Annotated in this window: 15 protein-coding genes; 12 read left to right on the top strand and 3 right to left on the bottom strand. The window is 39.8% G+C overall.

Annotated features, from left to right (window positions below; genetic code table 11):
• The first annotated feature begins 3 nt into the window (after positions 1 to 3).
• The 12 genes from A6733_RS00915 to sctC all read left to right on the top strand — a co-directional run bounded on the left by A6733_RS00915 (position 4) and on the right by sctC (position 10,740).
• Entirely contained in the window at positions 4 to 654 is a 651-nt protein-coding gene (locus tag A6733_RS00915; RefSeq protein ID WP_092402372.1) for a SctK family type III secretion system sorting platform protein, read from the top strand.
• Positions 651 to 1,310 (top strand): HrpE/YscL family type III secretion apparatus protein, encoded by a 660-nt coding sequence (locus A6733_RS00910; RefSeq protein ID WP_092402369.1) that lies wholly within the window; start codon positions 651 to 653, stop codon positions 1,308 to 1,310. The genes A6733_RS00915 and A6733_RS00910 overlap by 4 nt, the downstream gene beginning before the upstream one ends.
• A gap of 18 nt (positions 1,311 to 1,328) precedes the next feature.
• A complete protein-coding gene (gene sctN / locus A6733_RS00905) occupies positions 1,329 to 2,657 on the top strand; it encodes a type III secretion system ATPase SctN (protein ID WP_092402366.1) in 1,329 nt (442 codons plus the stop codon).
• 4 nt (positions 2,658 to 2,661) lie between these two features.
• Entirely contained in the window at positions 2,662 to 3,171 is a 510-nt protein-coding gene (gene sctO, locus A6733_RS00900) for a type III secretion system stalk subunit SctO (RefSeq protein WP_092402363.1), read from the top strand.
• Positions 3,168 to 3,785, top strand: coding sequence for a hypothetical protein (locus tag A6733_RS00895; RefSeq protein WP_092402361.1), 618 nt, complete (start codon positions 3,168 to 3,170; stop codon positions 3,783 to 3,785). Before sctO ends, A6733_RS00895 begins: the two co-directional genes overlap by 4 nt.
• Positions 3,786 to 3,794: 9 nt before the next feature.
• On the top strand, positions 3,795 to 5,018 hold the full coding sequence (sctQ, locus tag A6733_RS00890) for a type III secretion system cytoplasmic ring protein SctQ (protein ID WP_092402358.1): 1,224 nt from the start codon (positions 3,795 to 3,797) through the stop codon (positions 5,016 to 5,018).
• Positions 5,019 to 5,029: 11 nt separating this feature from the next.
• Positions 5,030 to 5,680 (top strand): type III secretion system export apparatus subunit SctR, encoded by a 651-nt coding sequence (gene sctR, locus A6733_RS00885; RefSeq protein ID WP_092402354.1) that lies wholly within the window; start codon positions 5,030 to 5,032, stop codon positions 5,678 to 5,680.
• 17 nt (positions 5,681 to 5,697) lie between these two features.
• Positions 5,698 to 5,967 (top strand): type III secretion system export apparatus subunit SctS, encoded by a 270-nt coding sequence (gene sctS, locus A6733_RS00880; protein ID WP_092402351.1) that lies wholly within the window; start codon positions 5,698 to 5,700, stop codon positions 5,965 to 5,967.
• 13 nt (positions 5,968 to 5,980) lie between these two features.
• Positions 5,981 to 6,781 carry a type III secretion system export apparatus subunit SctT gene (sctT, locus tag A6733_RS00875; RefSeq protein ID WP_092402348.1) on the top strand — a complete coding sequence of 267 codons (801 nt, stop codon included), beginning with the start codon at positions 5,981 to 5,983 and terminating at the stop codon, positions 6,779 to 6,781.
• An 11-nt stretch (positions 6,782 to 6,792) separates the two neighbouring features.
• A complete protein-coding gene (gene sctU / locus A6733_RS00870; RefSeq protein WP_092402345.1) occupies positions 6,793 to 7,875 on the top strand; it encodes a type III secretion system export apparatus subunit SctU in 1,083 nt (360 codons plus the stop codon).
• Positions 7,859 to 8,254, top strand: coding sequence for a type III secretion system chaperone family protein (locus A6733_RS00865; RefSeq protein ID WP_092402342.1), 396 nt, complete (start codon positions 7,859 to 7,861; stop codon positions 8,252 to 8,254). The genes sctU and A6733_RS00865 overlap by 17 nt, the downstream gene beginning before the upstream one ends.
• Positions 8,255 to 8,412: 158 nt before the next feature.
• On the top strand, positions 8,413 to 10,740 hold the full coding sequence (gene sctC, locus A6733_RS00860; protein ID WP_092402339.1) for a type III secretion system outer membrane ring subunit SctC: 2,328 nt from the start codon (positions 8,413 to 8,415) through the stop codon (positions 10,738 to 10,740).
• Here sctC and pth read toward each other — a convergent pair.
• The 3 genes from pth to A6733_RS00845 are packed head-to-tail and all read right to left on the bottom strand — an operon-like array spanning position 10,730 to position 12,984.
• The gene (pth, locus tag A6733_RS00855) at positions 10,730 to 11,335 is read right to left on the bottom strand and encodes an aminoacyl-tRNA hydrolase (RefSeq protein ID WP_175330612.1); all 606 of its coding nucleotides are present in this window, start codon (positions 11,333 to 11,335) and stop codon (positions 10,730 to 10,732) included. The two genes, sctC and pth, sit on opposite strands and share 11 nt — an antisense overlap.
• An 8-nt stretch (positions 11,336 to 11,343) precedes the next feature.
• Positions 11,344 to 12,000, bottom strand: coding sequence for a 50S ribosomal protein L25/general stress protein Ctc (locus A6733_RS00850; RefSeq protein WP_092402333.1), 657 nt, complete (start codon positions 11,998 to 12,000; stop codon positions 11,344 to 11,346).
• Between the two features lie 18 nt (positions 12,001 to 12,018).
• Positions 12,019 to 12,984, bottom strand: coding sequence for a ribose-phosphate pyrophosphokinase (locus tag A6733_RS00845; RefSeq protein ID WP_242641447.1), 966 nt, complete (start codon positions 12,982 to 12,984; stop codon positions 12,019 to 12,021).
• Between the last annotated feature and the right edge of the window lie 19 nt (positions 12,985 to 13,003).

Here is a 13,003-nt window from a genome sequence, read left to right as displayed (position 1 = left end):
TATATGGTGAGCCAAGCTGACCAAAGAAAAAAATATTCGACTGCATATTTGGCTCAAAGTTTTTTGTGGTTTTATTGCCCTAGTGTTTATATGCATCGTAGTCGTATTAGTGAGAAGCTGCCGTATAAGCTTTTTTGCAATTTGCTTGGTAACGGTAGTTTGGCGCGTCGTAATCACTTTAGACTCTCACGTGCTTTTTCTAATACTAGTCCTGAAAGTATTGATGTTGCAGCAGACATATGGTCGTTTGTGACTATGAGTAACTATCACTTAGATTATGTAATACGTATAGTTGCGGCTTTAGAAGTAGGTATGCGTATTAGGACCACAATCTCAGGAGCACAGATTAAGCATTTACGTAAAGTATTTGGTGAGGATGTGGTTAACTTTGTTTTTCGTCGCCATGCTGGATTCTATAAAGGCGGTAGTGGTTGGCAAAATGTTGATTTTGAGGAAATAAATGAGAGATTGGCGAGCAAATTGGGATGGGCATTTCTACACCTTGCGGGGTCTACATTACCGCCTAATATGCTTGGTGTTTGGACTATGAGGTTACCTACATCAGTTGATATTAAACAAATTGATAGTAATCCTACACCAGAAGAGGCTTTCAAGTTGTGTGTTGCCATTTTTAAAGAAGTGAGTAATCTATGAAGTTTATTGTTCCTCATAAAGGAGTTAATCAAGAAGATTCTAAGGGAGCTGGGCAGATATTTCGTGTTGGTCTGTCGCAGAAAGTTATTAAATCTGACCGAGTTGCTGTTTGGAAGACGGCTAATGAAGTTATAAAATTGTCTCAAGATAAAGCAAACCAAATTTTGGCTGATAGCAAAATTGCTTTTGAAGAGGAAAAAAAGCGGGGCTACCGCGATGGTTTAGAGGCGGCTAGAGAAGAGCAAGCTGAGCATATGATTGAGCAAGTAGCTCGAGCAGTTGACTATTTTGAAACAGTTGAAAAGAGGGTCGTAGACTTAGTTTTATCCTCAGTTAAAAAAATTGTATACGACTACAAAGATGAGGAAAGGACTGTGGCAGTAGTAAAGAATGCTTTGTCTACTGTACGAAATCAAAAGCAGGTGGTTATTCGTGTTCACCCTAATGCCCTAACTAGTATGAAAGAGCAAATTAATAGTTTACTGTCAGAGTTTCCAGGCATTAACTATATAGATGTGATATCTGATAGCAGGTTAGAGAAAGATGGGTGTATGTTAGAAACTGATATTGGGTTGGTTGAGGTTAACATTTCTCATCAGCTCAAGGTGATTCGCGAGGCTTTTGAGCGCGTATTGGGCAAACAGCACGGTCTATAATAAGTAGGAAAACATGGTATGCGGCCATTCGATTACATTGCAGACCTGATGGAACTTGTACTGCAGGATTTGCAGCCACTTAACATTAAGGGACGTGTAGTCCAAGTGATTGGAACTATTATAAAGGCTGTTGTTCCCACTGTTAAAATAGGTGAGGTTTGTATTCTCCGCAATCCTAGTGAAGACTTTGAGATGCGCGCAGAGGTTATAGGCTTTATTCGTGACGCTGCGCTGATGACACCAATAGGGGAAATGCATGGTTTGTCCTCTGCAACAGAGGTTATTCCGACGGGACGGATGTATATGGTGCCTGTTGGCAATGCTTTGTTGGGGCGGGTTATTGATGGCTTAGGGCGTCCATTGGATCTGGAAGACAAAGGGCCATTGACTACTGAGACATTCTATCCTGTATTTTCTGAATCACCTGATCCCATGACGCGTCGCCTTATAGATAAGCCTTTATCCCTAGGGGTAAGAGCAATTGATGGCATGCTAACCTGCGGTGAGGGTCAACGTATGGGCATTTTTGCTGCTGCAGGTGGAGGAAAGTCAACTCTGTTAGGAATGTTGGTTAAGGGTGCTGATGTTGATGTCATTGTAATTGCCCTTATTGGTGAACGTGGTCGTGAGGTCAGGGAGTTTATTGAAAGAGAGTTAGGTGATGAAGGGCTAGCTCGTTCGGTTGTTGTATGTGCAACTTCTGACAAATCTTCTATGGAGCGATCTAAGGCTGCCTTTGTAGCTACTGCGATAGCGGAATATTTTCGTGATCAAGGTCAGCGAGTTTTATTTTTAATGGATTCTGTTACTAGGTTTGCTCGTGCACAGCGCGAGATTGGCTTGGCAGCTGGCGAGCCTCCCACACGTCGTGGTTTTCCGCCATCGGTGTTTTCAACGCTACCACGTTTGATGGAGCGTGTTGGTATGAATGACATTGGTAGTATTACGGCTCTTTATACCGTTCTTGTTGAGGGTGACGATATGACTGAGCCAGTTGCAGATGAGACTAGATCTATTTTAGATGGGCACATAATCTTATCGAGAAAATTAGCCGCTGCTAATCATTATCCTGCTATCGATATTTTGGCATCTAAAAGTCGTGTAATGACAGCTATTGTATCCAGGGAGCATGTGGCTTCTGCAGGTCGCGTTAGAGAACTGATGGATAAGTATAACGATGTTGAATTATTGATAAAGATTGGTGAATATAAAGCAGGAAGTGACCACTTGACCGATGAGGCTGTTCGTAAAAAAGATGCAATAGCAGCTTTTTTACAACAGGGGGTACATGAATTGTATCCCTATGATCAGACTGTTTCTGATTTAATTCAGTTAGCTGCAAAATAATTATATGTCCGTAATCGATCGGTTGTTAAAGATAAAGGAATTTCGTGAAAAAAAGGCAGAGATTGAACTTGCTAATGCTCGTGCTGATGTGAAGATAGCGGAACAAAAGGTTAGAGAAGCAAAGAAGAAGTGGCGTGACTATCAGGATTTTGTGATAGAAGAAGAAAAGAGGATGTTTTCTTCCCTATATAACAAGATGGTTAAGCGTTCTGATATTGAGAATGTTCGCTCAGCAGTTGGTGATATGCAAAAACAGGAGATACATTATGAAGATTTATTTGATGAGGCTAATGATCATTTAAGTAAATGTCATAATACTCTTAAGCAGCGTCAACAAGAGCATCAGTACGCAATGAAGGTGAAGCAGAAATTTGTTGAATTATCTGATTTTTTAAAGAAGCAAGCTGAGGAAGAGAGTAGCCGTAAGATTGATGAGGAAATGGACGAGATTGCTTTGTCTCTTAGTCTGCGGCAAGAAAGTCTTGAAGAGCAAGCAGGAGACGGTGCGCTGTGAATACTAACTCTAAGTCTGATATATCTAAAATTTGTTCCGACAAAATTATTGATGATGATTATGCGCCATTTTCTTTGCGCTCCCCGATAAATCCTAGCAGTAGCATTTGTCGAGATTTTCGCGCAGCTTTGCATGATGAGGGCGATGATCATATGTTGTCTAACACAGATACTAAGCAAGATAGTAGAGAATTTCTTGAAATTAAAACATTACAGGATTCTCCTCTTATCAAAATGCCCATACAGCGTAATGGAATATTAGTTTTAACACTACAGCAGCGAATAGAATGGAATAAAATAGAGGATCGTATCCGTGTTCGTTTGCAGCAGGGTGATCGCAGAAAGAGATATGAGATCACTCTAAGCAAGGGGGTTTTTAAGGGGACATTGATAAAAATATTTTATGATGAGAAGTGGTTCGTTATTGATATTAAGACAACGCCACCTGTTAGACCTATTATTAGTAGTCAGGTTTGTGATTTGATTGATCGTTTGTTTTCTCTTTCTGTGAATTGGGTCAGAGTGTTTTTGAGATACCATAGCCAATCCCGTTCACTTGGGCAATTTTGGACTGGTACGAATGGTGTAATTCGGTGCTGTGGAAATAAGGGTTAGGAATTGCTGATGGCTGGGTTGCCGCTCAAGTTGCATCGACTAACTGTGCATGATAAGTCTTTGTTTAGTGTTATTGCGTCGCGTATTGTTCCTGTACCCTTTTCATTGCATGGTGAATGGGAGTTTTTGTTTTTACCTCCTAGACCAAATGTTAGCTACAAGCCAGGTATTGATGATAACTGGGTGGTAGATTTTTTTTGGGGCAAGGGTGTTTTTTCGTTGGTTGTTCCAGATACAATTTTTTGTTTATTTTTGGAAGACTGGCTAGGTGATAAAACCATTCATATTTCATCTCTAGATCATACCATTTTGGTAGCTGTAGTAGATGCTGTTGTTGATAATGTTATTGAGAGTATTTCTCGTCTGGGTGTTGGATCTGTAAGACTGAATTCTGTAACTCGTCTCCCTAAGGGTGATTTACCTAAGTTGTCATGTGAGGGTAGATGGTTAAAAGCTAGTATGAATCGGTTAAATGGCAGAGAGGAACATGATCTTTGGTTACATGTCGATGAAGGTGGATCTCAATTTTTGCAAAAAGTTTTATCCATGCTTCCTCATTCTGGTGGAGGGGTTAAGCCTGAAGAAGTTCCAGTTGTAAGTCGTTTTTTGTTGGGATCTACTACTTTGCTTGCTAAAGAGTTTAAGCAGTTAGAAAACAATGATGTTATCTTATTTGATGAATGTTATTTGAAAGATAATATTTTGTTGGTTTGTGTTGGTGAGTGCATGGGATTTCGTGCCTTGTGGAAAGATAATCAATTAATTGTTCAAACAAAGCTGGGAATGATTATGGGTCAAAAATTTGATGACGACTTAGACGATTTTTGGGATGACGATGATACTACTTTGATGAGTGATGACGATGATGATGATGAGATTGACTTTGATGACGACGATGACGAAGAAGAGGATGACGATGATAGTATCTCTAAATCTTTGATATCTCGTAGTCCTTCTTTGCCGTCATTAGAGTCATCTGCGCCTAAAATAGGATCCCAGGTTAAATCTGCTCCAGATACGGGAAATTTGCCAGTTCATCTTACCTTTGATCTAGGTGAGAAACATTTAAAATTTAAGGATTTGAGTGCAATTTCCCCAGGATATGTTTTTGATTTAGGACGTCCATTAAATAGTGCTATTTCAATTCGTGCTAACCGCAAAATTATTGCTGACGGTGAATTAGTTGATATAGATGGGCATCTGGGTGTTTCAGTGACTTCTTTGAAAAATTAAGCGAGATCCCTATGGGAAATGATCCTCTTGTACTGGGTCTTGTCTTTTCGGCATTGTCGCTAGTTCCTTTTTTGATAGTTTCATCGACTTCATTCTTGAAGATATCTGTTGTTGTTAATTTAGTGCGTAATGCTATTGGTGTGCAGCAGATACCGCCAAATATCGTTGTATACTCGTTGTCATTAATATTAAGTGCTTATGTAATGGCACCAGTGGCAAATAAAATATACGATGAGGTTATTGTTCCAGGCCACTCCATTACTCATAGTTATCCCGAATTCTTTAGAGCCTTTAGCAAAGCTGTGGAACCAGTTAGAGGTTTTTTGAAGGCTAATTCATCTGTACACCAAGTAGTGTTTTTTTACTCGACTGCTAAGCGTCTTTGGACCAAAGAGTCTATGGGTAATACTAAGCAGACAGATTTCATCATTTTAATTCCAGCTTTTATGCTTACCGAGCTTGTGGAGGCATTTAAGATAGGTTTTTTGCTTTATTTGCCCTTTCTAGTGATTGATTTAGTTATATCAAATCTATTATTAGCGATGGGTATGATGATGGTTTCTCCTGTAATGATTTCTTTGCCAATTAAGTTGTTGCTTTTTGTAATGGCTGACGGCTGGACACGAATTGTTCATGCTTTAGTATCTAGTTACTCACAATAAAAAAATAAGGGACTAATATGAATAATACTGGCTTATCCAACTATGTTACTCAGGCCTTATACATAATGTTATTGATTTCGATGCCACCAATTGTTGTAGCGTCTGTGGTGGGTGTTATGGTAAGTATCTTTCAAGCGTTAACACAGATTCAGGAGCAAACTCTAAGCTTTGCTATTAAGCTAACTGCTGTTGGGGCATGTTTGTTCTACACCTCAGGTTGGATGAGTGTGATCGTATATAGATTTACAATAGAGATGTTTAACAATCTACCTGCCCTAATTCACTGAGCGATTGACATTCATGTTGTTGACTGAGCAGCCACTGATTATCCCAGATTTATGGCATTTTTTATTGGTTTGGGCCATTACTCAAGGCAGGCTGTTTGTTTTTTTCTCGTTTTTCCCAGCATTTGGTGGTAGCAATTTGCCATTTACTGTGCGTACAGTCGTTAGCATGGCTTTTGGATTGGTGCTAATTCCACACCTTATGCCTATTATTCCACATAAAATTGATACCGGTATTGTTTTTGCTTTTTTATTTAAGGAAGCACTTATCGGTTTAGGAATGTCCTTTATTTGCGCTATTGCCTTTTGGATTTTTGAGGCAATGGGGTTTTTTGTAGATAACCAAAGAGGTGCTGGTATTGGTGGGTTGATGGATCCTCTCACTGGTAATGAATCTGCTCCGTTTGGGCAATTTATGCATCAATTTTTTCTTGCAGCATTTTTCTTTACCGGTGGCTTAAACATTGTTTTGGGTATGATCTACCAAAGCTATACCGTTTGGCCCGTGATGGCACAAACAGTACATTTGAAGCTGTGGAATTCAGATATATTCGGCTTAGAGCTTAATAGATTGATGTATCAAGGGTTATTGTATGGTGCTCCCATATTGTTATCAATGTTTTTGGTAGAGTTGGGCTTAGCCCTTATAAGTCGTTTTGTACCACAAATACAAGTATTTATTTTAGCCATGCCCTTAAAAACAGCAGCTGGTTTTTTTGTTGCCATTCCCTACATGGCTTTTTTAGAGCCACATATTTTGGGTGAAATAAATAGAATGGGGTATATACTACACAAAGTATCAGTTGCTTTTCGTTAGGATAAAATAATATGGCTGACCAAGGTGGTGAAAAGACTGAGAAACCTACCCCTAAGCGACTACGTGATGCTAGGGATGAGGGTCAGGTCGCATACAGTAAGGACTTTAGTGCTACTATTTTGTTTATAGCAATTTTTTCTTATTTTTTGGCTAAAGGAGGTTCAATCTTTCAGGAAATGACAATGTGGGTAGAGCGTTCAATTCTTTACATAAAAGAACCGTTACAAGTCTCGCTTTCAACCTTTGGGCCAGCTATAGTTTATAGAGCTATAGTAATGTTGGCTCCTATTGTTCTGATAGTGATTATTTTTGGGCTATTTGCAGATGTCGTACAGGTAGGTTTTAAGATTTCACCCAAAGCGATGAAGATACGTTTTGAGAAGTTTAATCCGGCTGAGAATTTCAAGAATATTTTTTCCAGAAAAAACTTGGTTGAATTCATTAAATCTGTAACAAAGATCATAATCTCAGGATTTGTTGTCTACTATTTAATTAAATCTAATCTCCCTCAAATGCTCCTTATACCAAACGCCGATTTGCCTCATGCAGTAGCCATTTTCGGTGAGCTGGTAAAAAAATTCACCATAATAATAGCTTTGGTTTATTTTGTTATTTCTATTTTTGACTTGATTTTCCAAAAAATGAATTTGCAGAAGCAATTGATGATGTCCATGGACGAAATTAAGCGTGAGTTTAAAGAAATGGAGGGTGACCCCAGGATCAAGTCTAAAAGGAAGCAGTTACACCGTGAGCTGATGTCTAATAAATCAATAAAGCGTTCGAAGCAATCTAATGTTGTTGTGACTAACCCCTCACACCTAGCAGTTGCATTATACTACAAGGAAGAAGAGACGCCTCTTCCTATGGTAATTGCCAAAGGAAAAGACGATTTGGCGTATGCTATGGTGGATGCTGCGCGTGAAGTTGGTGTGCCTATCATTCAGAATATTCCACTTGCGCGTGCTTTAATGGAGCGTGTTCCTGTTGATGAGTATATTGCCGGTGATTTAATTGAACCAGTAGCAGAGGTTATACGTTGGGCCGATGATGTTAGAAGAAAGCATAAAGAGGTAATTGATGGAGAGCATATCTAATGAGTTTATTAAAATCTTTTTAAGACAAAGAGATGTGCAGGCTACCGCTTCTGATGATGGTAGTATTGTTTGTGTTTTTGATAAGCGCTATAGAGTTCATCTTACGCCGCTTGCGTTTGACAGAATATTATTGTGGTCTTTTGTTAGTTTTTTACCAGCACAGGAATCTAAAAAAGAATTATTCATTCAAAAAGTGCTAAAGGTTACTCAGGCTAATTTATTTTCTACTCAAACTTCTTTATTTGTTAACCAAGAGCAACAGTCTGTTTATGCTCAATGTGATGTTTTTGATATTATCAACGTTAATGACCTTGAATCTGGTATTGAAAACTTCCTGAATGTACTTGAGTTTTTTCGTCAAGTTCTAAAAACAGTTTAAGAATTAAACTTGATGAGAATCAATCATTATTTTATAAGAATGACTTATTAAGATTTTGTGGTAGGGTTTTATCAATAAAACCGATTACTCTCGGTTAAACTGTACTCCGGTATTTCTCGTTTTCTGTAATTTGGTTGGGTTAATTTGAGCTAAAAATCATGGTTGGTTCTTTAAAGCGCCTTTTTGCTACAGCGTTAGCGGGTATTCTACTGAGCTTTTCTGCTTTTGCAGGGCGTACTACTTGGCCAATGGATCCGTATAGCTACTATGCTAATAACTCCTCTGTAAGGCAAGTATGTGAGGACTTTGCGTCAGGTTTTGGTTTGATCGCGCATATAAGTCCCAAAGTACACGGTATACTATCTGGACGTTTGTCAACGAGCAATCCGACATCCTTTTTAAATAGCCTATCTAGTATGTATGGTTTGACTTGGTTTGTAAATTCAGGTGTCCTATACGTTAATTTAGCTGAGGAATTATCAAGTCGGTCAATTCGTGTTTCTAGTGGTACAGCTCCTCAAATTTATAAAGCTCTAATGAGTTTAGGAGTTGTTGATCCACGATTTGGGTGGGGTATTTTGCCAGAGCAAAATATAGTCATGGTGTCTGGTCCACCTCCATACTTGGATTTAATTGAGCGAACTATCAAGGAATTGCCGATAGTAGCTGGTGGGATGCAAGTTGCTGTTTTTCATGTTAAGAATGCATCTGTTATAGATAGGACTATATACTATCGCAATAACAAGATTACCTCTCCAGGATTGGCAACCCTTTTGCAACAGCTACTATCAAATGCCCAGGGCGAAAAAGTTGCACTAGCACAAAGTTCAGAAGTTAGAAAAGATGTTCAAGAACTACGTGCCTCTATATATGGTAGTGAAAATAAATCTGATTCGTCTACTAAAGGTGGAAAAGGTGCTGCCGCTAATAGTAAACCAGAAATGGCACGACCTAAGTCATACAATGGTCCGTCCATTCAGCCTGATCCACGCACCAATTCAATTGTTGTTAGCGATTTGCCTGAACGAATTTCCATGTATAAAAAGCTCATTGATGAACTGGATATTCCAATTTCATTAATTCAGGTTCAGGTTACTATTATCGATTTGAATACAACACATGATCGTGAATTGGGTATCAATTGGTCTGCTGGGTATGACAATGGTGCAGTGTCAAATGGATTAACTTCAGGCGGAATTAGCGATAAAGATATTGGTATCGCAGTTGGTCCATCTGGTGCTAGTGTTAACCCAACAACCTTAGTTGTACAGTCGGCAAGGTATTTCTTAGCTAAAGTTAGGATGCTTGAGGGTAGAGGGGATGCAACAGTTCAGTCTCGTCCTTCAATTCTTACTACGGAGAATACTGGTGCGGTTTTGGATTATAGTGATACATTCTATATTCAAACAACTGGTGAGCGTGTGGCTTCAGTAACACCAGAGACGGTTGGTACCTCTTTACGTGTAACACCTCATTTAATAAGTAGTGGGTCTCAAACTGGCATTAAGCTTACTATTGATATTCAAAATGGCTCTATTTTAGATAAAAAAATCGGATCATATCCTGTTATTAGGAATAGTACCGTTAGCACAGAAGCTATTGTTCATGAGAACGAGAGTTTATTAATTGGAGGTTTTTACTACGACTTTAGTGAAACTGGTAGTGAGGGCATTCCTTTCTTGAACCATATTCCAGTTATTGGACATTTATTTGCCCACTCTCATCATAATATCCAGAGACGTGAAAGGATCTTCTTAATTCAGCCAACGGTTCTAGATCCAGATCGTGTTTTAGGTAATGAAGGTGTTAAATCTAATAATGAGGTTGTTCCATCAGAAGATGTTATGTTACCTGAAAAGCTAAAAAATAAGGTTATGTCATCTTCCACAGATTCATCTGGGAACGTTAACGATAAGAACACTGAGGATAATGCTGACAGTGACGTTATGCACGTAGATAAAAAAGATACAAAGGAAAATAATCATAAAGCTAATCATTTTTATTTCTTACATAGATCTAAGGAAAATAATCCAAAAGTTGTAATGCGATTTAGACAGCAGCCGCCAATAGAAAAATCGTCTTCAAGTAGATATATGTTTAAGAGCAATAGGCGTAACCACAGGCATAATATGGTATCGCCAACTGCTATTTCACATAAAGAAGAGACTTCCAATCCATCATACAATCCTGATAAATCCTATGACAATGTTTTATCTTTTTTGCGTGCTCGTGAGGAGAGCGTTGGAAATGATAAAAGCCCGTGCTCTGGTTGTGACAAAGTTTCGCCCCCGCGTCCATCCGATGAGGATGCCTTGGTAATGGATGCTTCAAAATATCACAATGATAGTTCTCGCCCTAAGAGTAAGATGGTTGTAGTGCGAGCTTCCAGTGACGGTACTAACACATCTGCCGATAATTTGCCAGAAGAAAATGCGGTTACTACTGATCGGGATAAGGTATTCTCAAAGCCGGTTCTTAACCTTTAGTTAGGTTAGGTACGTTTCTGTGAATTAAGGAAATTACTTTCTCTAGCTGTCCGCTTTGAACCTTGTTCCAATGGTTATCAAAGAAATCTCGTGCCAGCTGTCTTAGCTCATTACTTTCTGATGATGAAAGTGCACCGAGTACAAAGTTTGGCACAGACTGATTGGGGTTAGTTGGTCTACCGATACCTACCCTTAGACGCCAGAAAGAGTTTGACTCAAGACCCTCAGCTATGCTTTTTATTCCATTATGGCCAGCACTGCCGCCACCAAACTTTATGCGCAATTCTGCAAAAGGTAAATCCAGTTCATCATGTACAACAAGGACCTGATCTAGAGGTACTCGGTAAAAACTAACCCACTTCCTTGCTGCAATTCCAGACAAGTTCATGAATGTTTGGGGTTTCATAAAGGTAACATCCTGCATAGATGCCACCTCTGCAGAAAATTTTTGTTGCTCAGAAAAAAACGCAGCGCTGTCTTTTAGCCATTCGTCTAGCCACAAAAACCCAACATTATGGCGAGTTAGACAATACTGTCGTCCAGGATTACCCAGACCAATAACTAGCTTAAACTTTTGCGGGTACGCTATATCCAAAGTAACAACTATTTCTTAGGCGTATTTTTTGTGTTTTTTGCTGGAACTACCGGGGTGGGAGTTTTCTCAGCAGTAGGTGTCGCTGTATCCTCTGACGGTGCATTAGTAACTATAGTCGCTATTGGCAGATCCTCTCCCTTATTAAGACACACAGCCTTTACATTTTTAGGCAAAATAATGTTCGATGCCACTATAGAGTGAGAGGAGCGGAGACTTTGCAAATCTACGACCAACTTGCTAGGCAGGTATTTGGGTAAGCACTGAACTTCAAGCGAGTTCATGACATAGTTTACCATCCCCCCGTCTATTTTTACACCATCACATGTTTCGGCATTAATAAACTCTAGGGGAACAGATACGATCAGATCCTCGTTTTCGTTAACCCTCTTGAAGTCTATGTGGTAGATTTGGGCTTTAAATGGGTGCAGTTGGTAGTCCTTAAGCAAAACGGTTTGCTTTTTTTTGCCTATAACTAAGGTAATTAGGGATGCGTAAAAAGACTGATGACGCATGTGTTTAGCAAGTTCAATGTGGTTAAGCAGGATGTGGTCATTTTTTTTACCAGCACCATATACGATCCCGGGAACGGCTCCGCTTTGCCTAAATTTTTTTGATGCTGGGCTGCCAAGACGTGTTCTCTCTTCAGCAGAAAGTTCAAATATCATGTTTGTTTCTCCTTTAAACTAAGCGTTGCTGAAGAGAGTGCTGACTGACTCTTCCGCGTGAATTCTAGCAATAGCCTGAGCTAAGAGGCTTGCTATGGATATCTGCCTGATTTTGTTACACATTATAGCTTCATCACGAAGAGGGATAGTATCCGTAACTACCAATTCGTCAAGGCAGGAATTAGTAATTGTTTCTACAGCATTACCAGAAAGAATAGCATGGCTGCAGTAAGCAACTACTCTGTGAGCACCACGGTTTTTTAGCTCCGCTGTTCCTTTGCACAATGTTTGTGCCGTATCAACCATATCGTCTATGATTATACACGACCGTCCCTGAACATCGCCGATTACGTTCATAACGTCCGCTTTGTTGTGCTCAGTGCGTCTTTTGTCCACTATTGCCAGGTCACATGATAGTAGTTTTGCTAGAGCTCGAGCGCGTAAGACAGCACCAACGTCTGGGGCTACAACAATTGGGGCCGCCATGTCTTGACTCTTATTTTTGTTTATATCTTCTAGAATGACTGGTGTGGCGTATATGTTGTCAACCGGTATATCAAAAAAGCCTTGGATTTGGTCAGCATGCAAATCTACAGTCAACATGCGGTTTATGCCGACACATGTCAGTATATTGGCTACAACCTTTGCAGATATAGGTACACGAGCAGAGCATGGTCTACGATCCTGGCGTGAGTATCCAAGGTATGGCACAGCTGCCGTAATTCTCCCGGCAGATGCCCTAAGCAAAGCATCCGCCATGACAACAACCTCCATAAGGTTGTCATTGGATGGGTAAGATGTAGGTTGCAGCACGAACACGTCGTATCCCCTGACGTTTTCGCAGACCTCAATTGCTACCTCGCCATCTGAGAACCTACCAACCTTGGCTTTACCTAGTTCTACATCAAGACAGTTGGCAACGGCCAACGCTAGCAATGGATTTGCACTGCCAGTGAAAATTTTCAAACGACCATTGTTTGACACAAATTGTCCTATAAGCAAG

Origin of the sequence: Candidatus Ichthyocystis sparus, from assembly GCF_900078745.1 — a bacterium.
GTDB lineage: Bacteria > Pseudomonadota > Gammaproteobacteria > Burkholderiales > 2013Ark19i > Ichthyocystis > Ichthyocystis sparus.
The sequence above is the reverse complement of the archived record's forward strand: the minus strand, read 5'-3'. Positions and strand labels throughout refer to the sequence as shown.